Here is a 20,925-nt window from a genome sequence, read left to right as displayed (position 1 = left end):
TGGTGCGGCCCCGAGGCGGGTCGAGGTCAACTCCCCGGGTGTCGAAAAGCAGTGAAGGCCACATCGAGGGACTCCGAGTCCCTCGATGTGGCCTTCACGGACCACGTCGCTCAGCCGACCGAGATCGCCAGCTGGTGCAGGCCCGGGCCCTCCGCCGTGACGGAGGCTTCGCCGTTGCCCGTGCGGTGCAGCGCGCGCACCGTCCAGTCGCCCGGTGCCGCGTAGAAGCGGAAGTCGCCGTCGGCCGAGGAGACCACCTCGCCGGTGAAGTCGCCGCCGCCGTCCAGGAGCCGGACGAACGCGCCGCCGACCGGCCCGTTCGCGCCGGTCACCTTGCCGGCCAGCACGACCTGGCCCTTGGTGTCGTAGTCCGCCGGCGTGGCCTCCTGGACCGGTGCGCCGCAGCTGTCGTCAACCGCCATCACTTGGCTCCCAACTCGACCGGCACGCCGACCAGCGAGCCGTATTCCGTCCACGAACCGTCGTAGTTCTTCACGTCCTCGTGGCCCAGCAGCTCGTGCAGCGCGAACCACGCGATCGAGGAGCGCTCACCGATGCGGCAGTAGGCGATGGTGCCCTTGGCCGGGTCGATGCCCTGCTCCTTGTAGAGCTCGTCGATCTCGGCCTCGGTCTTGAAGGTGCCGTCCTCGTTGGCGACCTTCGCCCACGGCACGTTCAGCGCGCCGGGGATGTGGCCGGGCACCTGGGACTGCTCCTGCGGCAGGTGCGCCGGGGCGAGCAGCTTGCCGGAGAACTCGTCGGGGGACCGCACGTCGACGAAGTTCTTCGAGCCGATGGACTGGACGACCTCGTCGCGGAACGCGCGCAGCGACAGGTCCTGGTCCTTGGCCTTGTAGTCGGTGCGGTCGCGCTTGACCTCGTCGGAGTTCAGCTCGCGGCCGTCGAGCTCCCACTTCTTGCGCCCGCCGTCGAGCAGCTGGACGTTCTCGTGGCCGTACAGCTTGAAGTACCAGTACGCGTAGGCGGCGAACCAGTTGTTGTTGCCGCCGTAGAGGATCACGCGGTCGTCGTTCGAGATGCCCTTCTCCGACAGGAGCTTCTCGAAGCCCTCCTTGGAGACGAAGTCGCGGCGCACCCCGTCCTGCAGGTCCTTGCGCCAGTCGAACTTCACCGCGCCCCGGATGTGGCCTCCGTCGTAGGCGGTGGTGTCCTCGTCGACCTCGGCGAACACGACGCCGGGGGTGTCCAGGTTCTCCTCGGCCCACTGGGTGGTGACCAGGACGTCTTCACGGCTCATGGGACAGAACTCTCTTTCTGGTTGAACTTCAGGACGCGCGGGCGGGGGTGAAGCGTTTGATGAGCAAGAACATTTCGCAGCCCAGGCAGAAGTCGAAGGCCGCGTTGAGGAAGGCCGCGAACAGCGCGAACGCCGTCGCGACGATGCCGAGCGGGGTGATCCCCGCGGCGAACCCGATCGTGCCGACGAGCGCGAACACGAACCCGACGGCCTGGGCGAACCGCAGCGGGGCCGCGTCCTCACGCTCGGACGTCGGGCCGAGGCGCGGGGCCACGAGCGCGCGGTAGACGATCGAGTACGGCGCCGGCTTGAGCCCGACGAAGGCGCCGATGGCGAACACGACGGTCTGGGCGGCCAGCAGCGGCCACCACTGGGTGACCAGCACGACCGCGAGCACGATCGTGGTCAGGATGGCGGCGAACCGCGGGCCTCGCGGGTCGACGGCCGGTCCGGCGGGCATGGTTCCTCCAGCTGGAGCAGAGGGGGTGCGTGCGAACGGCACGCGTCAGCGGCAACAGGGCTGGCTGGGGACCGGACGTGCTTCAGCGCCGGTCGGGCTGAACGCGACACAGGCTGCTGCGGACGCGGCAGAGGTCGACTGCGCGTCGCTGCGTCAAGAAGGTGGTCAGCCCGGTCACGGGTGCGAGGGTACCCAGAGCTCCCTCAGAGTGGGAACCACGTTCATACCTTGGGACGATTCCCGCTATCCGGGACAAAGCCTGGTCAGCGCGTCCGAGTCGTGAGATGCGGCCGCAGGGCGTCCAGCAGCTCGGGGCCCTTGGGGACGCCGCCGACGCGCAGGAGCTCCCGGCCGTCCGGGGTCAGCGCGATCGTGGTCGGCGTGCGCAGCACGGCCAGCGACTGCGCGACCTCCGGCTGGTTCGTCACGTCGAGCTCGACGTGGTGCAGGCCGTCGGTGCGCTCGGCCAGCGGCGCGAGCACGGCCTTCGCGTGCCGGCACGGCGCGCAGAAGGTGGTGGAGATCTGGACCAGCGTCACGGCGGACGCCGGGTCGAGGACGTCGGTGACGGGGCCGGGCAGCTCACGCACGGGCTTGGCGTCCCGCACGCGACCGTTGCGCGCCCGCAGCACCAGGCCCACGGCCGAAGCCACGACCAGCACCGCCACGAGCACCCACAGCCCCGTCACCGGCCGCCTCCCTACTTGCTCAGCTCCGCGAAGGACACGTTGGTCGCTTCACCCTTGATCGTCACCGATCCGCTCTGCACCCGCACGCCGGTCGGGGTGACCGACAGCGGCAGGTCCTTCGTGTTGATCGACGCGTTGAAGTTCGGCATTAGCGCCTTCTGCACTGCTTGGGGAACGACCGTGGTCTCCTGGTCATTCCCGAACTGCAGCCGCTTCGGGATGAAGTTGATCGCCCCGTTCTTCGCGTCCGCCTCGATCATCGCGAAGCAGAAGATTTCCAGATCCTTGCCCGCGAACTTGAGGTGTCCCGAAATGCGGACACCCGTGCTCGACTCGTCCTGGTCGGCCTGGCCCTCGGTGGTCGTCGTGGTCGGCGTCGGCTCGCTCTGCCCGCTGTCGCCGTTCTGGACGTAGTCCGTGCTCGCCGGGTCGATCCGCAGGTCCTTGATCTTGTCCAGCGGCGAGACGCGCGCCAGGTCGGCGGCCTTGATGGTGACCGAGCCGGTCAGCTTGCCGATGGTGATCGCCTTGGTGTTGCCGTTCGTGAGGTCCGACAGCGGGGCGTTGACGTCCTCGAGCTCGGCGTTGAGCGCGACGTCCTGGAGCTTGTCGCCGACCGGCACGCCGGAAGCCGACACGCTGATGTGACTGTAGTCACCGCCCAGCGCCTGCGTGAGGAACGGGAAGCCGTGGATGGTGACCGACGGGTCGTCGGTCAGCTGGAGCTGCGTGCGGGCCTTCTGGGAGATCGTGTGCTCGGCGTACGCGGCGGCCCCGAAATCGGCGCCGACCAGCAGCAGCACCAGCACGACGAGGGCGATCACCCAGCGCCGTGCCCGGCGTCCGCGGCGCCGCGCGTCCGGCCTCGGTGCGGGTCGGTCGTCCCGGGTCACGGGCCTGCTCACCATCGCGTCCGTACTCCTGTTCGTCGGGGACACCGGGGCTTTCTCCAGGTGTGATCGATCCAGCAAGGGTTAGGTGCCCGGCCGTTCAGCCGCTATTCTCACTTAGCACCGACTAACGCCACCGTGAGGCGACGACTTTGAGAAGGCGGTGCGGCTGATGAGCCTGGACCTTCTGGTACTGACCGCAGAGGCCGATGCCACGTCGGTGCTGCCCGCGCTGGACCTGCTGCCGCACACCGTACGCGTCCGGCCTCCCGAGGTGACGGCCCTGCTCGACGCGGGCCACCGGGACGTGATCCTCCTCGACGCGCGCAGCGACCTGGCCTCGGCGAAGAGCCTCTGCCGCCTGCTCAAGGGCGCCGGCGAGGACGAGGCGGCCACCCCGATCATCGCCGTCGTCGGCGAGGGCGGGCTGGTGGCGGTCAGCGCCGAGTGGCGCACCGACGACATCCTGCTGCCCACCGCGGGCCCGGCCGAGGTCGACGCCCGGCTGCGGCTGGTCACCACCCGCGACGGCGGGTCCGCGCAGGTCGACGCCGAGCTGCGGGTCGGCGAGCTCGTCATCGACGAGGCGACCTACACCGCGCGGCTGCGCAAGCGCACCCTCGAGCTCACCTACAAGGAGTTCGAGCTGCTCAAGTACCTCGCCCAGCACGCCGGCCGGGTGTTCACCCGCGCCCAGCTGCTGCAGGAGGTCTGGGGCTACGACTTCTTCGGGGGCACGCGCACGGTCGACGTCCACGTCCGGCGGCTGCGCGCCAAGCTCGGCCCGGAGCACGAGCAGATGATCGGCACCGTGCGCAACGTCGGCTACAAGTTCGAGCGGCCCGCGAAGGGCGGCGCGCCCCGCCAGGCCCCGGCTCAGGCTCCGGTCGAAGCCCCGGCCGAGACGCCCGAACTCGCGCGCTGACGCCGTCACACTCCCAGGACGCCCCGACACCGTTCGAGTTGCCTCGCGCGCGGGTACGGTCGCAGGGTGAGCGGAGACGGGGAGTGGCGCCAGGAACTGAACGACAAGCAGCTCGAGGACGTGCGCGGGCTGCTGCTGGCCGTGCGCGAAGCCGACGGGCGGCCCGAGGTCGAACCCGAGGGCCCGCTGCCCGGCGAGTTCGACGGCGGTGAGCACCTCGTCGCCTGCGTCGAGGGCGAGGTCGTCGGCTACGCGCACCTCGACACCACCGGCGACTCGTTCGGCCACCAGGTCGCCGAGCTGTTCGTCCACCCCACCCACCGCAACCGCGGCTACGGCGCGAAGCTGCTCCAGGCCGTCGACGAGCGGGCCGCGGTCGGGTTCCGGATCTGGGCGCACGGCGACCACCCCGCGGCGCGGCAGCTGGCCCTGCGCGCGGGACTCGAGCGCAAGCGCGAGCTGCTGATCCTGCACACCGACGTCAAGGGCGCGGACTGGCCGGAGCCGCGGCTGCGCGAAGGCGTCTCGCTGCGGACGTTCGTGCCGGGGCAGGACGAGGACGCCGTCGTCCGGGTCAACGCCCGGGCCTTCGACTGGCACCCCGAACAGGGCGCGCTGACCGCCGACGACATCCGCGCCGACGAGGCCCGGCCGTGGTTCGACCCGGCCGGTTTCTTCCTCGCCGAAGAGAACGGCACGGTCATCGGCTTCCACTGGACGAAGGTCCACGAGCCGGCGCTGGGCCGCTTCGACGGCGAGCGGGTCGGCGAGGTCTACGTCGTCGGCGTCGACCCCGCGGCGCAGGGCGGCGGGCTCGGCCGGGCGCTGACGCTGGCCGGGCTGCGGTACCTCGCGAGCGAGGGGCTCAGGCAGATCATCCTGTACGTCGAGGGCGACAACGCCCCGGCGCTGGCGGTCTACACCAAGCTCGGGTTCACGCGTCACGAAACCGACGTCCAATACGGTCGGTGACAACGATCAACGCCGTGCGAACGGTTCGTCACCGTGCGCGAATGCGCAGGTCACGGCCGGGACACGGCCCACTTTCGGCTTAGTAGCACTGCTCACATCCGGGGCCTTGTTCACTTCTCGTTCATCTGGAGAGGGCCACCCGTCCACCGGCGCTGCCTAATGTCCGGATCCGGCGCGGCAGCACGCCGCGGCGACCCGGTCAAGCTCCTGATGGAGGAAACAGCAGTGAAGATCATGCGGCCCCTGAGCGCGGTGGGCATCGTCGCGAGCGCCGCCCTCGTGCTCGCCGCCTGTGGTTCCGACCCCGCGGCGTCCAACAGCAGCAGCTCGAACTCGGCTTCGGCGCCTGCTGCGACCGGTACCGCGGACGTCCAGTGCGGTGGCAAGAGCCCGCTGTCCGCCGAAGGTTCCTCGGCCCAGAAGAACGCCATCGACATCTTCACGCAGCAGTACGGCAAGAAGTGCTCGGGCCAGCAGGTCAACTACAACCCGAGTGGCTCGGGTGCGGGCGTCAAGCAGTTCAACGCCAACCAGATCGACTTCGGCGGGTCCGACTCGCCGATCACCGGCGCGGACCTCGAAGCGGCCAACAAGCGCTGCGCGAGCGACGCCTGGAACATCCCGATGGTCGTCGGCCCGGTGGCCGTCGCCTACAAGCTCTCCGGGGTCGACAAGCTGACGCTGACCCCGTCGGTCATCGCCAAGATCTTCAGCGGTGGCATCACCAAGTGGAACGACCCGGCCATCAAGGCGGTCAAGGGCAACGAGAGCCTGAACCTGCCGGACAAGGCCATCCAGGTCGTCTCCCGCTCCGACGAGTCGGGCACCACCGACAACTTCCAGAAGTACCTGGGCGCGGCGGCGAAGGCCGACTGGACCAAGGGTGCCGGCAAGAAGTTCAACGGTGGCGTCGGCAACGGTGCGCAGGGCTCCAACGGTGTCGCGACCGCAGTGAAGGCCTCCGACGGCGGCATCACCTACGTCGAGGGCGCGTTCGCCAAGGACGGCCTGACCCCGGCGCTGATCGACAGCGGCTCCGGCGGCGTCGAGCTCAACGCGGCGAACGTGGCGAAGTCGCTCGACTCGGCCAAGTTCCTGAAGGAGGGCTCGAAGGACCTCGCGCTCGACCTCAACGGCATCTACGCCAGCAACACCCCGGGTGCCTACCCGCTGCTGCTGACGACCTACGAGATCGTCTGCTCGAAGTACGCGAACCCGGACGTCTCGAAGGCCGTCAAGGCGTTCCTGACGGTGGCCGCCACCGACGGTCAGCAGCCGCTGTCCGCCAAGGGTTATGTGCCGATCCCGCAGTCGCTGCAGACCAAGGTCCTGGACTCCGTCAAGGCGATCTCCTGACCCGGTCTTGCGACACTTCATCGAGTTGAGACAGGCTGGACAGAACTGTCGATGAGCGAGTCATCCTCGACGCGAACGCCCACCGGCGACCCCGGTGGGCGTTCGTCGTCGGCCACCACGCCCCCGGAGGTCCCGATTTCGGAGCAGCCAGCGCCGCCGGCGGCGAAAGAGCCGCCCGCGAGCGAGAAACCGAAGAAGGTGCGGCCCGGTGACCGCATCTTCCAGAACCTGACCACCGGGGCCGGGATCTTCGTCGTCGCCCTGATCGGCCTGATCGGGCTCTTCCTGCTCATCCAGGCGATCCCGGCGCTGAAGGCCGACAAGGTCAACTTCCTCACCAACCACGGCTGGTCGACCAACGACCCGGCGAACATGGCGTTCGGCATCCTCGACCTGCTCGAGGTCACGGTGGCGACGTCGCTCGTGGCGCTGGTCATCGCGATGCCGATCTCGCTGGGCATCGCGCTCTTCCTGACCCAGTACGCGCCGTCCCGGCTCGCCCGGCCGTTCGCCTACGTCATCGACCTGCTCGCCGCGGTGCCGTCGATCATCTTCGGCCTCTGGGGCATCCTCGTGTTCGCCCCGGCGATCGAGCCGTTCTCGCAGTGGGTGAACGACACGTTCTCGTGGTTCCCGCTGCTGGCGCCCGGCAACGTCGCGCCCAGCGTGCGCGGCACGATCTTCACCGCCGGCATCGTGCTGGCCGTGATGATCCTGCCGATCATCACGTCGCTGTCGCGCGAGGTGTTCGAGCGCACGCCGACGCCGCACATCGAAGGCGCGCTGGCGCTCGGCGCCACGCGGTGGGAGGTCATCCGCACCACCGTGCTGCCGTTCGGCAAGGCGGGCTACGTCGGCGCGTCGATGCTGGGCCTCGGCCGCGCCCTCGGCGAGACGATCGCGCTGGCCGTCATCCTGCTGATCCCGCAGGGGCGCAACTTCGACTGGAGTCTCTTCGACGGCGGTTCGACGTTCGCCTCGAAGATCGCCGCGAACTACAGCGAGTTCAACAACGAGACCTCGGCGGGCGCGTACATCGCGGCCGGTCTGGTCCTGTTCGTGCTGACCTTCGTCGTGAACTTCGCGGCGCGGTCCATCATCGGCCAGAAGGGCGACTGAGCATGACCTCTTCGACGCTCGAAGCCCCCGCCGCGACGCCGGCGTTCCAGCAGGTCAGCATGGCCCGCAAGGTCAAGAACGGGCTGGCGACCACGTTGGTCTGGCTGTCGTTCCTGATCGCCGTCGTCCCGCTGGTGTGGGTGCTCTACACGGTGATCGCGTACGGCATCAAGCGCATCCCGTACAGCAACTGGTGGTCCCAGGACTTCGGTGACGTCCTCTCGGACGAGGTCGGCGGCGGCGTGCTGCACGCGATCATCGGGACCCTGCTGCAGGGCCTGGTGTGCGCGATCATCGCGGTGCCGATCGGCATGCTGGTGGCGATCTACCTGGTGGAGTACGGCCGGGGCGGCAAGCTCGCCAAGGCGACCACGTTCATGGTCGACATCCTCTCCGGCGTGCCGTCCATCGTGGCCGCGCTGTTCATCTACGCGCTGTGGATCACCACGCTCGGCCTGCCGCGCAGCGGTTTCGCCGTGTCGCTGGCCCTGGTGCTGCTGATGATCCCCGTGGTCGTCCGGTCGTCGGAGGAGATGCTGCGGATCGTCCCGGACGACCTGCGCGAGGCGTCGTACGCGCTCGGCGTGCCGAAGTGGAAGACGATCATGAAGATCGTGCTGCCGACGGCGCTGTCCGGCATCGTCGGCGGCATCATGATGGCGCTCGCCCGCGTCATGGGCGAGACGGCTCCGCTGCTGGTCCTGGTCGGCTACTCGGCTTACACGAACTGGGACATCTTCCACGGCGAGCAGGCGGCGCTGCCGCTGCTGATGAACAACGAACGCGTCAGCAACCCGATGGACCCGGGCTCGGTCGGCTTCGACCGGATCTGGGGCGCGGCTCTGACCCTGGTGCTCATCATCGCCGTCATCAACCTCCTCGCCACCGTGTTCGCGCGCCTTGTCGCCCCGAAGAAGAAGTGAGCTGTCAGTCATGGCCAAGCGAATCGACGTCAAGGACGTGGACATCTACTACGGCAAGTTCCACGCCGTGGACGGCGTCACCCTCTCGGTGCCGCCTCGCAACGTCACCGCGTTCATCGGCCCGTCGGGCTGCGGCAAGTCGACGGTGCTGCGGACGCTGAACCGGATGCACGAGGTCATCCCCGGCGCCCGGGTGGACGGTCAGGTGCTGCTCGACGGCGAGGACATCTACGCGTCGTCGGTCGACCCGGTGCAGGTGCGCCGCACGATCGGCATGGTGTTCCAGCGCCCCAACCCTTTCCCGACGATGTCCATCAAGGACAACGTCGTCGCGGGCCTGAAGCTGGGCGGCACCAAGGGGAAGAAGACGCTCGACGACATCGCCGAGCGGGCCCTGCGCGGCGCGAACCTGTGGAACGAGGTCAAGGACCGGCTCAACAAGCCGGGCGGCGGTCTCTCGGGCGGGCAGCAGCAGCGTCTGTGCATCGCCCGCGCGATCGCGGTGCAGCCCGACGTGCTCCTGATGGACGAGCCGTGCTCGGCCCTCGACCCGATCTCGACGCTCGCGATCGAGGACCTGATCGGTGAGCTGAAGAAGGACTACACGATCGTCATCGTCACGCACAACATGCAGCAGGCGGCGCGAGTCTCCGACCAGACGGCCTTCTTCAACCTGGCCGGGGTGGGCCAGCCGGGCCGGCTGGTCGAGCTCAACGACACGGAGAAGATCTTCTCCAACCCGGACGAGAAGGCCACGGAGGACTACATTTCCGGCCGCTTCGGCTGAGTTGTCGTTGTCGGAGAAGGCCTTTCTCGCCGGTGCTCGGGGCCGGCGAGAAAGGCCTTCTTTTTGGGTATAATTCCACTGTGACTCGAAGAATCACCGCCCCGGTCGTGACCTTCGCAGTCGATCCCGAACTCGGTTCCGCGTTCGCCGGGTTGTCCGAAGAGGACGGTGAGTTCGTCCTCGTTTTCCTTTCCGGCATAGGTGAACCCGACCAGCAGGAAATCGCCACGGGCATGGACACCTACTGCGTGGTGACCGCGGAAGAGGGGACCTGCTACGGCGGGGTCACCGCGGTCTCGCTCGACGGCGGGGTGCTGCGCGTGACGTTCGCCGAGACCGCGGTCCGGCCGCTCGGCCTCGCGGACACCGACCTCGAGATCGTGCTCGACGCGGATTCCGTGGCGATCGAACGGTTCCGCGCGGGACTGGCGCGGATCCTGGCCTACGGGCGGCCGGAAGCGCACCCGGTGCTCAGCGGCCTGTGAAGCGCCCGCTCACGCCGGAAGGTAGCGCAGGGTCAGGATCCCGGACGCCCACGCCCGGCTTTCCACGAGCCGCAGGTCCGCCCGCCGGTCGGTGAAAAGCGGTTGCCCCGCACCGAGCGCCGTCGGGTAGAGCTTGACCCAGTACTCGTCCACCAGTCCGGCCCGGACGAACTCCTGGACGATCGAAACCCCGCCGAAGAGCACCATGTCCTTGCCCGGCAAGGCCTTCAGGTCCGCGACCGCGGCCGCGAGGTCCGGCCCGGCGACCCGGTGCGGGGCGGCGACCGAACCGAGCGAGCGGGAGAAGACCACCTGCGGCGTCGAGATCATCCACGTCGCGAAGTCGACGAGTTCGGCCGGGCTCGCCGGGTCCGCCGCCTGGGCGCGGAAGTTCTGCTCGATGCCGTGGTGGAAGGTCCGGCCGGTCAGGATGGTGTCGCACCGCGCGCGCATCCGGTCGGACAGGGCGATGTTCAGCTCCGGGTCGGCGGACATCCAGTCCAGCTCGCCCGCCGGGCCGGCGAGGTGGCCGTCGAGGGTGACGTTGACGTAGAGGATGACGTTGCGCATGTCCGGCTCCTTCGTGGGTGGGCTGTCACCCGTTGAGAGACACCGGCGCCGCGAAACTCATCGGTCCCCGCGAAAAAAGCCCCTGACCAGGCGGTCAGGGGCTTCTTCGACGGGGCTCAGATGTCGTCGTCGGTGCCGTAGCCCGGCATCCGGCCGGTGACGACGAAGATCATCCGCTTGGCGACCGACACCGCGTGGTCGGCGTAGCGCTCGTAGAAGCGGCCGAGCAGGGTGACGTCGACCGCCGCGGCCACGCCGTGCGGCCACTCGCGGTCCATGATCACGGTGAACAGGTGGCGGTGGATGTCGTCGACCTGGTCGTCGTCGGACTCCAGCGTCTTCGCCGCCTCGATGTCCTTCGTCTTGATGACCTGCTCGGTCTGGCGGGCCAGCTTGACCGCGACCTCGCCCATCTCGGCGAAGTACGGCTTCACGGCCTCCGGCAGGACCGGCTCGGGGTGGCGGCGCCGGGCGGCCTTCGCCACGTGCAGCGCCAGATCGCCCATCCGCTCCAGGCTTTCGGCCGCGTGGATCGCCGCGAGCACGGTGCGCAGGTCGGTGGCCACCGGCGCCTGCAGGGCCAGCAGGGCGTACGCCTGCTCCTCGCACTGGGCGCGGGCGTCGTCGACCTTCGAGTCGTCGCTGATCACCTGTTCGGCGAGACTGAGGTCGACCTCCAGCAGTGCCCGCGTGGCGCGCTCCATGGCGTCGGCGACCTGGACCGACATGGCGGCCAGGTTGTCGGCGAGCTGTTCGAGTTCGACATGGTAAGCCTCACGCATGGCCCAACCCTACGGGCAACCATGACCAAACACCGCATCGCCGGGTGAACCGCACGTGAACCCGGACTAACGATCCTCGCGGGTCAGCCCGTGGTGCTCGTCTTCTTGCTGGTGGTGCTGGTCTTGGTGCTGCTCTTGCCCGACGACTTCGACGTGCTGGTCGGCGGCGCCTGCTCGCCCGCCGGGACCGGGGCGTTCGGGTCCGGCAGCGGCGTGTTGTTGCGCAGCGCGTCGAACAGGGCCTTCGTCTTGCTGCGGACGAGGACCTCGTTGCCGCGGCTGTTGGCCATGCCGGTCGTCGGCACGGTGAGGAACGTGATCTTCGACTGGTCGAGGCCCTTCATCGACTGCGCCAGCGTCATCATCTGCTTGACGCCGAGGTTGTCTCCGAAGGTGGCCTTCGCGAAAGCCGTGATGAAGTCGCTGAGCTTGCCGGGGTCGAGCACGACGTCCGAGGACATGACCTTCTTCAGCAGGGCGCCGATGAACTCCTGCTGCCGCTTGATCCGGCCGTAGTCCGACGTCGGGTCGCCCTTGACGTGCCGGGCGCGCACGAAGTTCAGGGCCTGGTCACCGGAGATCGTGACGTCGCCGGTCTGCAGCAGCACCTTGCCGAGGATGCTGTCGTCGATCGGGATCTCGTTGTGCACGGTGACGCCGTGCACGGCGTCGACCATCTCCTTGAAGCCGTTGAAGTCGATGCCGACGAAGTGGTTGATCCGCAGCCCGGTGAGCTGCTGGATCACCTTGGTGACGCAGGACGGCCCGCCGACCGCGTACGCGGTGTTGAGCTTCGCGATCTTCTGCTCGGGGACCTTCTCGTCGGTGTTCTTGTTCTGCACGGGGTCCCAGCGCTGGCACTCGGGCCGGTCGATCTCGAGGTCGCGCGGGAACGACGTGACGACGACCCGCTGCCGGTCCGCCGGGATGTGGGCGACCATCACGGTGTCCGAGCGCGCGCCGGGCGTGCTGTCCGCGGTGCCGACGCCTTCCTCGGCGGACGCGCCGTCGCGGCTGTCGGAGCCGACCATCAGGAAGTTCTCGTCGTTGGCCTGCGCGTCGGCGTCCTGGATGTCAGACGAGTTCTCGTCGAGGGCGGAGACCTGCGTGAACTTGGCGTCGAAGTAGGTCTGGGCGCCCCACGCGCCGCCGATGCCGAGGAACACGAGCCCGGCGACGACGGCCGCGGCGATCCGGCCGAACCGGACCGAACGCTCGACCTTGCGCGCCTTCTTCTCCTGGAGCCGGGTCTGCGCCGCCTGCTCGGCGGCATCGGCCTGCTCCTCAGGCGACGGCGTAGGCGTGACGACGCGCTGAAGCGCCGTACGCGTGCTCTCGATCAGCGAAGCCGGCGAGAGACGCTCACGGCGTTCGCGCCGCTTCGCCTCTTCGGCCTCCATCTCGTCGTGGGCGGCCGAGAACCGGGCGAGGGTGTGGTCGATCTTGCGGCGGTACTGCGTCGCCTCGTCGATCGCCTCCATCTCGTCGGTCATGGTCAGCGGATCGAGCTCGGCCCGCGCCGGCACCGCCCCCGGCCGCCGGTTCGGCGCGTCGACGGGCGAGCGCTTCTGCGTCGGGGCATCCGGGGTGGCGCGGTTCTGGGCGGCGACGTCGGGCCGGGCCGCGGTCGCCGGCCGCTGCGGCATGGGCGAGTCCGGCGTGGAGCGGCCCCGACCGGGAGCCTCCGAGGCGCGCTGCGCAGCCACGCCGTCCGAGGTGGGACGAGCGGCGCTGTCCGGACGTTGCCGTCCGGCGGGCTCGGCAGCGTCGGGACGTTGCCGCCCGGCTTCGGCCGCGGCGGGTCGTGGCCGCGCGGGCACCTCGGCCGCGGCGGTGTCGGGTCGCTGCCGAGCTGGTGCTTCGGCGCCGCGAGCGGCCGTGTCGGGACGTTGCCGTCCGGCGGGCTCGGCCGCGTCGGGACGTTGCCGTCCTGGTGCCTCGGCGCCGCGAGAGGCGCCGTCGGCGGTGGGGCGTTGGCGTGCGGCGGTCACGTTGTCCGTGGTGGGGCGCTGCCGGGCGGGGGCCTCGCCGGGGTGGGCGGCGCCGTCAGGACGCTGCCGGGCGTCGGCGCGTGTGGCGCTGTCCGGGGCGGGCCGCTTCCGTGCGAGCGCGTCCGGGCCGGCTGCGGTGGGGCCCGGCGCCGCGGGGCGCTGGGGGTCGTCCGGGGCGGCCGCGGCGCGGCGGGGCCTGCGGGGTGGCTGCGGTGCGGCCGACGTCTGCTGCGGGCCCGGGTTGGCGGCCGGGGGACGGCGCTGCAGCGGGGCCTCCGGCTGCGGGGCGGCGGCGGTCGAGCGGCGCGGCTGACGCGGACGCGGCGGGCGCGGTTGACGGGTCGCGTCCGCGGGTACTGGGTTGTCGGCGGGTCCCTGCGGTGCCCGTGAGCGCGGCGGGGTCTGCGGGGCGGGCGGTTCGTCCGTTCTGGCCCGGCGTCCCGGCTGGTCGCCGCGGCCGGGCTGGTCGCGCGGCGGGAGCGGGCGGACGCCGGTGGACTTGGCGACGACGTCCGAGACGCTGATCCCGCCCTGGTCCTCCATCGACCGGCGTCTGCCGGTGCGGGGCCGCGCGGGACCGTCCGAACGGCGACCGGTTCCCGGGCTGTCGTGCTCGTCCGGCACTCGGTCTCCTTTCGCGCGATCGAAGGCGGGTTCGTGACTTGGCCGTCTTCCCCCGCGAGAGGTGATCGTTCCCCCGGAGGTTTTCGTTATCGTACGGATACCCCCCGTTCGTGACGACACCCTCCCGGAATTTTCTTCACCTTGAGTCGACGAACGGCCGCTGGCCGTCGACAAACGGGTGAAGGCTACCCGCAGCTTTCCGGGGTAATGCGCGGTTTACGTTACTCAGAGTGGGTTATTAACTGCGTGCTTTGCGCGTCGTGATAGGCGACTTTGTTCCGGCCCGCCCGTTTCGCGGCGTAAAGCAGGTCGTCCGCGCTGCGCAGCTGGCGCTCGGGCGGCGTGGGGGCGTCCGGCCCCTCGTGGGCCAGGCCGGCGCTGATGGTGACGCGCAGCCCCGGCTGGAGTTCTGACCAGGGGTGACGGGCGACGCGCAGGCGGGCGGCGTCGACGATCCGGATCGCGTGCCCGGCGTCGACCCCGGGCAGCCACAGGACGAACTCCTCGCCGCCGTAGCGCGCGCAGAAGCCGTCCGGTGGCAGCTCCTCCTGGAGGAGGTCGGCGACCCGGCGCAGGACGCGGTCGCCGACGAGGTGACCGTACGTGTCGTTGACGCGCTTGAAGCGGTCGAGATCGACGAGCGCGATGCCCAGCGGCGGCCGCGGCTGAGCGGGCTGCCGATCGGTGAACGGTCCGTACAAGCGCTCGTCGAGGTAGCGGCGGTTGTAGCTCGACGTCAGCACGTCGCGCAGGCTGCCGTCGCGGGCGATGTCCAGCGCGGAGCGGAGGTGCTGGTAGGCACGGCGCCAGTCGCCCTGGGTGGCGAACAGGCTCGCGATGGCTTCGTGGAGGTGGAGCAGGTCCGGGGGCTGCGGGCGCGGGCGCAGCACGCCTTCGTCCTCGGCGACCATGCCCACCTCCACCACGCATTGGTTGTCGTCGTAGAGGAGGCCGTGCTTGAGACGCGGGTACGGACGAAGGTGAATTTCGCTCAAACGGGACTACGACGGTGACTCAGCGGAGTTGAGGGCTCAGAGTGCGGAGAACGGTTTCCTGTCCTTGAGCTGGGAAAACTGATCCTTGGCCCAGTAACTCACATTAGCCGTCTCGTCGCTCAGTAGCTCTTGGTAGTCGGCCCACGAGACCCAGCGCCAGTCGCCGACCTCTTCCGGGTTCGGTTCGGGTTCGGCGTCGGCCCAGGCGGCGAACACCGGGCAGAACTCGTTCTCGACGATCCCCTGGAACGGCGGCGTCCGGTAGCGGTACGCCGGCAGCACGCAGTGCAACTCAGCCAGCGACGGCAGCCCGAGCTCGTAGCCCGCCCGCCGGCGGACGGCGTCCTCGAGGGACTCGCCGGGCGCGGGGTGGCCGCAGACGCTGTTGGTCCAGACCCCCGGCCAGACCTTCTTGTGCAGCGCGCGTTGCGTGATCAGCAACGCGTTGTCGGCGCGACGCAGGACGTAGCAGGAGAAGGCCAGGTGCAACCGGGTGTGCTCGTGGTGGCTGGCCAGCTTCGGGCCGGTTTCGCCGGTGGGCACGCCGTCCTCGGTGACGAAGACGATCTGCTCGGTCTCGGGTTCGGTCGCGGTATCCACAGGCCCAGTGAACACGACGGCCCGCGGTGGCCCGTACCGCGAGCCGGGTGGGTTACCGGCCCTCCGCCTGCCCGGGTGACGGGCCGCTACCGCGCGTCGAGGTGCTCGACGATGAGCGAAGTCACGGCTTCCGGTGCCTCTTCCGGCACCCAGTGCGTGACGTCTTCGATCATTTCGAACCGGTAGGGCCCGGTGACCCAGTTCGCGGTGTCGAGCGCGGCGGTCGAGCCGAACGACACGTCCTCGGTGCTCCAGATGTACAGCGTCGGCACGGCGATCTTGCCGATCTTCCCGCCCGGCCGCCCCGCGCGGTACCAGTTGAGGGCGGCGGTGAGCGCGCCCGGTTCGGACAGCCGCTGGACGTAGTCGTCCACCTTGCCGGGTGACACGCGCCGCTCGAACATGTCACGCAGCGCACGGGCGTCGTTCTCGAGCATCCGCCGCTCGGTGACGCGCGTCCGCCGCCACTCGGTCATGTAGCGCGTGCGCAGGTACTGGTCTTCGTCGCTCTTCATGGCGGCGGAGAGCGCGGCGGGGTGCGGCGTCGAGACGACGGTGAGGCTGCGAAGGCGCTCGGGGTGCGCGTCGGCGGTCCACCAGGCGACCGCGCCACCCCAGTCGTGCCCGACGAGGTCGAACTGCTTCCACCCCAGCTGTTCCGTGATCGCGACGACGTCCTCGACGAGGTGGTCGACGGAGTAGTCGGCGGCTTGTTCGGGGCGCACATCGGGCGAGTACCCCCGCTGGTCGGGCGCGACGGCCCGGTACCCGAGCACCCCGAGCGTGGCGACCTGGTGCTCCCACTCGGTGGCGGCTTCCGGGAAGCCGTGCAGGAGCAGCACGGGCCGCCCGTCTTCGGGCCCGGCGGCGATGGCGTCGAAGGAACCGGCCTCGGTGGGGATGCTGATGTGGTCGATCACGCGCCCGAATCTACTTCGCCGGGTTGAACACCGGGTGGCCGGTCAACGGTCCGCGAGGACCTCGCTGACTTGCGCGACCTTCACCAACGGGCCGTAGAGCCGCATGATGTCCAGCGCCTTCGCGTGGCTCTCGTCGTCCACGCCCGCGCAGGCGTCGGACACCACCGTCACCGCCACGCCCGCGTCCGCCGCTGCCAAGGCGGTCGACAGGACGCAGCAGTCCGTCGACACGCCGGCCAGCACCAGGTGGGCGCCGCCCACGCGGGTCGCCATGCGCGGGGTCCACTTGCCGAACGTGGTCGCGTCCACTGTGGACTCCGGGTGGAACGCGTCGATCACCTGGTACAGCGGGGAGTCCGGCGGTTGCAGCGCGAACGGCCACCGTTCGTAGTACCGCTTCCACGCGCCTTCCGGGCGGGACGGCGCGAGGAACCGCGTGAACACGACGTCGTCGCCGAACGCCTTGACCAGCTGGGCGATCGGCGGCACGACGTCGGCGAACCGCGGCGTGAACCACTCGCTCGCCGGATCCGCGAAGACGTTCTGCAGGTCGATGACCGCCAGGACCGATCTCATGCCGCCTCCTGCGCGCGGATCCGCGGCCGGGCGGCCAGGGTGACGACGAAACCGAGCGCCAGCGCGAGCAGGACGCCGAGGTTCGCGTACGCCCACGAGCCGTCGCGGCCGCCCAGGCCGAACGGTTCGAGGAGATACCCCTGCCACTTCAACCATTCCGCGGACGTGTTCGTCACCAGGCCCCAGCCGAGCGCGGTCGCCACCAGCACCAGCGCGATCGGCCCGACGCGGACGTCGCCGTAGCGGCCGGCCGGGTCGAACAGTTCGCGCTCGGCGTAGTCGCGCCGCCGCAACAGGACGTCCGCGAGCATCACGCCGCACCAGGCCGCGACCGGCACGCCCAGCGTCACCAGGAAACCCTGGAACTGGCCCAGGAACTCGCCGCCGAAGAAGACGATGTAGATCGTGCCGAGGATCATGAGCACGCCGTCGACCAACGCCGCCACCGGCCGCGGGACGCGCAGCCCGGCCGAAAGCAGCGCCAGCCCCGACGAATAGATGTCCAGCACCGCGCCGCCGACCAGGCCGAGCACCGCGACGATCGCGAACGGCACCAGGAACCACAGCGGCAGCAACGTCGTCAGCGCGCCGATCGGGTCGGCCGCGATCGCCTTGTTCAGGTCCGGCGACGATCCCGCGAGCAACAGGCCGAACACCAGCAGCACCAGCGGCGCCACGGACGCGCCGAACGTCGTCCAGCCGACCACGCCCCGGCTCGACGACGAGCGCGGCAGGTAGCGCGAGTAGTCCGCGGCCGCGTTGACCCAGCCGAGGCCGAAGCCGGTCATCAGGAACACCAGCGCGCCGACCCACTGCTGCGCCGAGCCGGACGGCAGCGCGCTCACGGCGTCCCAGTGCACGTCACCGGCCACGAGCACGACGTAGACGATCGTGAGCACGCCGGTGATCCAGGTGATCCACGTCTGCAGCTTCATGATCGCGTCGAAGCCGAGCACCCCGGCCGCGACGGTCAGCGCGGCCACCACGACCAGCGCGATCACCTTCGTCGCCGTCCCGCCGCCCCAGCCGAGCCGCTCGAAGACCGTCGACGTCGCGAGCGTCGCCAGCGCCGTCAGCACGGTTTCCCAGCCGACGGTGAGCAGCCACGAGATCGCCGACGGCAGCCGGTTGCCGCGGACGCCGAACGCGGCGCGCGAAAGCAGCATCGTCGGCGCCGACCCGCGTTTGCCGGCGATCGCGATGAAGCCGCAGAGCAGGAACGAGAACAGGATCCCGACGACGCCCGCGACGAGCGCCTGCCAGAACGAGATGCCGAAGCCGAGGGTGAACGAGCCGTAGCTCAGCCCCAGCACCGACACGTTCGCCCCGAACCACGGCCAGAACAGCTGCCGCGGCCGGCCGCGGCGCTCGGCGTCGTCGATCACGTCGAGGCCGTTCGTCTCCACCTCGAGCCTGCGGGTACCGCTCATGTCGTGGCCTCCAGCAGCTTGTCGATCTCCGCCCGGCGCGGTGCCGTCGCCGGGCCGCGGCGGGTCACCGAAAGCGCGGCCGCCGCGTTGGCGCGCACGGCCGCGTCGAGGAGGGTACTGCCGCGCAGCAGCTCCGCGGCCAGCACGCCGCAGTGCGTGTCGCCGGCGCCGTTGGTGTCCACCGCGTCCACCGGGAAGCCCGGCACGTCGGTGACGCGACCGTGGTCGTGGACCCGGCAGCCCTTCGCGCCGTCGCGGACGACAGCCACCGCCGGCAGTTCGCCGAGCACGTCGGCTTCGCGCGCGGTGCAGCTGAGTATGTCTACAAAGGACAGTAAGTCGTGAAGGTCTCCGGGGGTGAGGTCGCCGGCCAACGGGCCGGGATCGAAAAGGGTCCTCGAGCCGGACGTGTGGGGAAGCCACTCGGCGAGAGCCCTGCGATTGCTCTTATGCAACCAACTGTAGCCGGACAAATACACGACGTCGTCACTCGTTGGGAGGACGTTGGTGAGCGCCGCGTGCGTCAGCCGCCCTTCGGCGCCGGTGCCGGTCGCGAAGGTGCGCTCACCGCTCGCGTCGACCAGCGCGACGACGACGCCGGTGTCCAGCTCCGGCGACGGTTCGTGGGCCAGTTCGATGCCTTCGGCCGCCAGGGCGGCCCGCGCGAGGTCGCCGAACGCGCCGGTGCCGTGGCTGCCCGCGTACAGCACCCGGGCCCCGGACCGCGCGGCCGCGGCCATCACGTTGAACCCGCCGCCGGGCAAGAGGTTCGTCGACGACGCCAGGACGTCGCCGCCCGGCGGCGGCAGGGCCGGCACCGCCATGACCAGGTCGAGGACGACCTGCCCGGTGTGCACCAGCCGCCCGGTCATCGCCGGCGCAGCTCGAGGAGCTGGTCGACCAGCGGTTCGAGGTCCAGCCCGTTCACGGTCAGCACGGTCTCGACGACGTCGGGCCGGAACGCGCCGGCGCCGTGCGCGGCACCGAGCATCGCCCCGCAGATGGCGGCGACGGTGTCGGTGTCCCCGCCGAGGCCCGCGGCGACGCGCAACGCGGCCGGCGGGTCGTCACCCAGGGCCTCGGCCAGTGCGAAGGCGGCCACGACGGACTCCTGCGACGCGACCGACGTGCCGATCACCCGGGCGACCGCGTCGGCGACGGCGGCCGGGGCCATGCCGCGCACCCACCCGCGCGCCCAGTCGATCCGGGCCGCGATTTCCCCGCCGGCCGCCCAGTGCCCGCGTTCCCCGCCGACGACGGCCGCGCGCTCGCCGGCGTCGAGCGCTTCGGGCAGGCTCGCGCCGCCGACCCCGGCGGAGACGGCCGCCGCCACCGCGGCGGCGGACGCGATGCCCAGGCTGGTGTTGTGCGTGACGTGCGCGGTCGCGACGACCGCGTCGACCAGGGCGTGCAGGTCCCCGGCGGGGGTCGCGATGCCGACCGGCGTGACGCGCATGGCGGCGCCGTTGGTCGTGCCGGTGCGGCCGGCTTCGTCGGCCGGAACGCCGTCCTGCAGCCGGGAAAGCGCGCGTTTCGTCGACGGGCCGAGCAGGTCGGCGGAGCCGCGGCGGATCATGTCCGCCTCCCAGGCGAGCAGGGCGTCGGCGAAGACATGCGGGTCGACCGTGCCGCAGCCTTCGATGAGCAGCCGGGCCAGCAGGAGGGCCTGCTCGGTGTCGTCGGTGATCGAACCGGCGGGCATCGACGGGGCGACGGGCTGCTCGGCGACGGCGGTCAGCAGGCCGGTGACCGGACCGTACGCGGCGGCGATCGCGGCGCGGGACATCGACTGCGTCGGCATGCCGAGCGCGTCCCCGACGGCCAGCCCGGTGAACGCGCCGAGCGCCCGGTCCCGCGCGTTCACCGGTGTCCGAAGGTGAGGTGGAACTGGAAGCGATCGGGGTCGAGCAGGCTGATGACGCGCTCGACGAGCCGGCCGTCGACGTCGACCGAGGTGCGCTCGGCGCGGAGGAAGAGCTCGCCGATGCTGCGGCCCAGGAGCTCGGCACTGCAGGCGTCGAGGCGTTCGGTGCTGATCCACTGGTCACCGCCGACCGAAACGCGGCCGGCGGCTTCGAGGGTCTTGGTGAGGGAGTCGTCGCGCAGACCGGTCTCGGGGAGGCCGGCGAGCGGCCCGACGGCGGGCACGGTGGCGGTTTCGAGCGAGACACCGCGCTCGTGCTCCCGCCGCAGCCGCCGCACGGCGACGTACGCCGGCTCGCCGAACTCCTCTTCGAGGCCGCGGTCTTCGACGGTCTCGATGCTGATCAGCTCGGTGGTGACGGGCGCGCCGGCGTCGGCGAGGGCGCGGGCCCAGCCGAGCCGCTGGTCGAGCTGGACGCCGTCGAAGGTGACGAACGAGCCGACGCCGGCCTGGGTGGAGATGAGCTCCAGCTGCTGGAGCTCGGAGAGCGCACTGCGGACGGTGCCGCGGCTGACCTGGTACTGCAGGGCGAGCTGGTTCTCACCGGGGAGGCGTTCACCGTGGGCCAGGCGGCCCGACCGGATCAGGTCGGAGAGGTCGCCGACGAGCTGCTGCCGCTTGCTGTACATGTACACACCTGTACACCCTC

The 20,925-nt window shown here is 70.4% G+C and carries 23 protein-coding genes; 7 read left to right on the top strand and 16 right to left on the bottom strand.

Annotated elements, in window-relative coordinates:
• Window positions 1–110: 110 nt before the first annotated feature.
• The 5 genes from ACWEN0_RS06975 to ACWEN0_RS06955 form a co-directional block, all read right to left on the bottom strand.
• Complete coding sequence (locus ACWEN0_RS06975; protein WP_451969613.1) at window positions 111–422, bottom strand: DUF1416 domain-containing protein; 312 nt, start codon at window positions 420–422, stop codon at window positions 111–113.
• Window positions 422–1,258, bottom strand: coding sequence for a sulfurtransferase (locus ACWEN0_RS06970; RefSeq protein ID WP_451969611.1), 837 nt, complete (start codon window positions 1,256–1,258; stop codon window positions 422–424). Before ACWEN0_RS06970 ends, ACWEN0_RS06975 begins: the two co-directional genes overlap by 1 nt.
• Before the next feature lie 28 nt (window positions 1,259–1,286).
• Entirely contained in the window at window positions 1,287–1,718 is a 432-nt protein-coding gene (locus ACWEN0_RS06965) for a DUF4395 domain-containing protein (RefSeq protein ID WP_451969609.1), read from the bottom strand.
• A 263-nt stretch (window positions 1,719–1,981) separates the two neighbouring features.
• Complete coding sequence (locus ACWEN0_RS06960; RefSeq protein WP_451969607.1) at window positions 1,982–2,407, bottom strand: TlpA family protein disulfide reductase; 426 nt, start codon at window positions 2,405–2,407, stop codon at window positions 1,982–1,984.
• 11 nt (window positions 2,408–2,418) lie between these two features.
• A complete protein-coding gene (locus tag ACWEN0_RS06955) occupies window positions 2,419–3,315 on the bottom strand; it encodes an LmeA family phospholipid-binding protein (protein WP_451969605.1) in 897 nt (298 codons plus the stop codon).
• 154 nt (window positions 3,316–3,469) lie between these two features.
• On the opposite strand from ACWEN0_RS06955, the gene ACWEN0_RS06950 reads away from it, so the two are divergent.
• From ACWEN0_RS06950 to ACWEN0_RS06920, 7 genes are all read left to right on the top strand, one after another.
• Window positions 3,470–4,222: a winged helix-turn-helix transcriptional regulator gene (locus ACWEN0_RS06950; RefSeq protein WP_451969603.1), complete on the top strand. Its 753-nt coding sequence runs from the start codon at window positions 3,470–3,472 to the stop codon at window positions 4,220–4,222.
• Between the two features lie 66 nt (window positions 4,223–4,288).
• A complete protein-coding gene (gene mshD, locus ACWEN0_RS06945) occupies window positions 4,289–5,194 on the top strand; it encodes a mycothiol synthase (protein WP_451969601.1) in 906 nt (301 codons plus the stop codon).
• Between the two features lie 225 nt (window positions 5,195–5,419).
• Window positions 5,420–6,550 (top strand): phosphate ABC transporter substrate-binding protein PstS, encoded by a 1,131-nt coding sequence (gene pstS / locus ACWEN0_RS06940; RefSeq protein WP_451969599.1) that lies wholly within the window; start codon window positions 5,420–5,422, stop codon window positions 6,548–6,550.
• Window positions 6,551–6,748: 198 nt separating this feature from the next.
• Window positions 6,749–7,669 carry a phosphate ABC transporter permease subunit PstC gene (gene pstC / locus ACWEN0_RS06935; protein ID WP_451969901.1) on the top strand — a complete coding sequence of 307 codons (921 nt, stop codon included), beginning with the start codon at window positions 6,749–6,751 and terminating at the stop codon, window positions 7,667–7,669.
• Between the two features lie 2 nt (window positions 7,670–7,671).
• Complete coding sequence (gene pstA / locus ACWEN0_RS06930; protein WP_451969597.1) at window positions 7,672–8,592, top strand: phosphate ABC transporter permease PstA; 921 nt, start codon at window positions 7,672–7,674, stop codon at window positions 8,590–8,592.
• Between the two features lie 10 nt (window positions 8,593–8,602).
• Complete coding sequence (gene pstB, locus ACWEN0_RS06925) at window positions 8,603–9,379, top strand: phosphate ABC transporter ATP-binding protein PstB (RefSeq protein ID WP_125308653.1); 777 nt, start codon at window positions 8,603–8,605, stop codon at window positions 9,377–9,379.
• Window positions 9,380–9,459: 80 nt separating this feature from the next.
• The gene (locus tag ACWEN0_RS06920; protein WP_451969595.1) at window positions 9,460–9,864 is read left to right on the top strand and encodes an Imm10 family immunity protein; all 405 of its coding nucleotides are present in this window, start codon (window positions 9,460–9,462) and stop codon (window positions 9,862–9,864) included.
• Window positions 9,865–9,873: 9 nt separating this feature from the next.
• Here the strand turns inward: ACWEN0_RS06920 and ACWEN0_RS06915 are convergent, their stop codons facing one another.
• The 11 genes from ACWEN0_RS06915 to ACWEN0_RS06865 all read right to left on the bottom strand — a co-directional run bounded on the left by ACWEN0_RS06915 (window position 9,874) and on the right by ACWEN0_RS06865 (window position 20,905).
• Window positions 9,874–10,434, bottom strand: coding sequence for a dihydrofolate reductase family protein (locus ACWEN0_RS06915; protein ID WP_451969594.1), 561 nt, complete (start codon window positions 10,432–10,434; stop codon window positions 9,874–9,876).
• Window positions 10,435–10,550: 116 nt separating this feature from the next.
• The gene (phoU, locus tag ACWEN0_RS06910; RefSeq protein WP_451969592.1) at window positions 10,551–11,216 is read right to left on the bottom strand and encodes a phosphate signaling complex protein PhoU; all 666 of its coding nucleotides are present in this window, start codon (window positions 11,214–11,216) and stop codon (window positions 10,551–10,553) included.
• An 83-nt stretch (window positions 11,217–11,299) separates the two neighbouring features.
• Window positions 11,300–12,742: an LCP family protein gene (locus ACWEN0_RS06905; protein WP_451969899.1), complete on the bottom strand. Its 1,443-nt coding sequence runs from the start codon at window positions 12,740–12,742 to the stop codon at window positions 11,300–11,302.
• Between the two features lie 1,310 nt (window positions 12,743–14,052).
• Complete coding sequence (locus ACWEN0_RS06900) at window positions 14,053–14,742, bottom strand: GGDEF domain-containing protein (protein WP_451969590.1); 690 nt, start codon at window positions 14,740–14,742, stop codon at window positions 14,053–14,055.
• A 120-nt stretch (window positions 14,743–14,862) separates the two neighbouring features.
• Entirely contained in the window at window positions 14,863–15,426 is a 564-nt protein-coding gene (gene idi / locus ACWEN0_RS06895) for an isopentenyl-diphosphate Delta-isomerase (protein WP_451969589.1), read from the bottom strand.
• A gap of 86 nt (window positions 15,427–15,512) precedes the next feature.
• Window positions 15,513–16,346, bottom strand: a complete 834-nt coding sequence (locus ACWEN0_RS06890) for an alpha/beta fold hydrolase (RefSeq protein ID WP_451969588.1) — start codon at window positions 16,344–16,346, stop codon at window positions 15,513–15,515.
• A gap of 42 nt (window positions 16,347–16,388) precedes the next feature.
• On the bottom strand, window positions 16,389–16,922 hold the full coding sequence (locus ACWEN0_RS06885) for a cysteine hydrolase family protein (protein ID WP_451969586.1): 534 nt from the start codon (window positions 16,920–16,922) through the stop codon (window positions 16,389–16,391).
• Window positions 16,919–18,352, bottom strand: coding sequence for a purine-cytosine permease family protein (locus tag ACWEN0_RS06880; protein ID WP_451969585.1), 1,434 nt, complete (start codon window positions 18,350–18,352; stop codon window positions 16,919–16,921). The genes ACWEN0_RS06885 and ACWEN0_RS06880 overlap by 4 nt, the downstream gene beginning before the upstream one ends.
• Window positions 18,349–19,224 (bottom strand): PfkB family carbohydrate kinase, encoded by an 876-nt coding sequence (locus ACWEN0_RS06875; protein WP_451969583.1) that lies wholly within the window; start codon window positions 19,222–19,224, stop codon window positions 18,349–18,351. The genes ACWEN0_RS06880 and ACWEN0_RS06875 overlap by 4 nt, the downstream gene beginning before the upstream one ends.
• Window positions 19,221–20,216, bottom strand: coding sequence for an ADP-ribosylglycohydrolase family protein (locus ACWEN0_RS06870; protein ID WP_451969581.1), 996 nt, complete (start codon window positions 20,214–20,216; stop codon window positions 19,221–19,223). The genes ACWEN0_RS06875 and ACWEN0_RS06870 overlap by 4 nt, the downstream gene beginning before the upstream one ends.
• Window positions 20,213–20,905 (bottom strand): GntR family transcriptional regulator, encoded by a 693-nt coding sequence (locus ACWEN0_RS06865; protein WP_451969579.1) that lies wholly within the window; start codon window positions 20,903–20,905, stop codon window positions 20,213–20,215. Before ACWEN0_RS06865 ends, ACWEN0_RS06870 begins: the two co-directional genes overlap by 4 nt.
• Between the last annotated feature and the right edge of the window lie 20 nt (window positions 20,906–20,925).

Source organism: Amycolatopsis sp. NPDC004378 (assembly GCF_053602455.1).
The sequence above is the reverse complement of the archived record's forward strand: the minus strand, read 5'-3'. Positions and strand labels throughout refer to the sequence as shown.

Bases quoted from the DNA above. Each gene is read 5' to 3' on its own strand.
- pstB (WP_125308653.1), top strand. From the start codon at position 8,603: ATGGCCAAGCGAATCGACGTCAAGGACGTGGACATCTACTACGGCAAG.
- ACWEN0_RS06950 (WP_451969603.1), top strand. From the start codon at position 3,470: ATGAGCCTGGACCTTCTGGTACTGACCGCAGAGGCCGATGCCACGTCG.
- ACWEN0_RS06880 (WP_451969585.1), bottom strand. From the start codon at position 18,352: ATGAGCGGTACCCGCAGGCTCGAGGTGGAGACGAACGGCCTCGACGTG.
- ACWEN0_RS06865 (WP_451969579.1), bottom strand. From the start codon at position 20,905: ATGTACAGCAAGCGGCAGCAGCTCGTCGGCGACCTCTCCGACCTGATC.
- ACWEN0_RS06965 (WP_451969609.1), bottom strand. From the start codon at position 1,718: ATGCCCGCCGGACCGGCCGTCGACCCGCGAGGCCCGCGGTTCGCCGCC.
- ACWEN0_RS06885 (WP_451969586.1), bottom strand. From the start codon at position 16,922: ATGAGATCGGTCCTGGCGGTCATCGACCTGCAGAACGTCTTCGCGGAT.
- ACWEN0_RS06955 (WP_451969605.1), bottom strand. From the start codon at position 3,315: ATGGTGAGCAGGCCCGTGACCCGGGACGACCGACCCGCACCGAGGCCG.
- ACWEN0_RS06975 (WP_451969613.1), bottom strand. From the start codon at position 422: ATGGCGGTTGACGACAGCTGCGGCGCACCGGTCCAGGAGGCCACGCCG.
- ACWEN0_RS06900 (WP_451969590.1), bottom strand. From the start codon at position 14,742: ATGGTCGCCGAGGACGAAGGCGTGCTGCGCCCGCGCCCGCAGCCCCCG.
- phoU (WP_451969592.1), bottom strand. From the start codon at position 11,216: ATGCGTGAGGCTTACCATGTCGAACTCGAACAGCTCGCCGACAACCTG.
- pstA (WP_451969597.1), top strand. From the start codon at position 7,672: ATGACCTCTTCGACGCTCGAAGCCCCCGCCGCGACGCCGGCGTTCCAG.
- ACWEN0_RS06875 (WP_451969583.1), bottom strand. From the start codon at position 19,224: ATGACCGGGCGGCTGGTGCACACCGGGCAGGTCGTCCTCGACCTGGTC.
- ACWEN0_RS06915 (WP_451969594.1), bottom strand. From the start codon at position 10,434: ATGCGCAACGTCATCCTCTACGTCAACGTCACCCTCGACGGCCACCTC.
- ACWEN0_RS06970 (WP_451969611.1), bottom strand. From the start codon at position 1,258: ATGAGCCGTGAAGACGTCCTGGTCACCACCCAGTGGGCCGAGGAGAAC.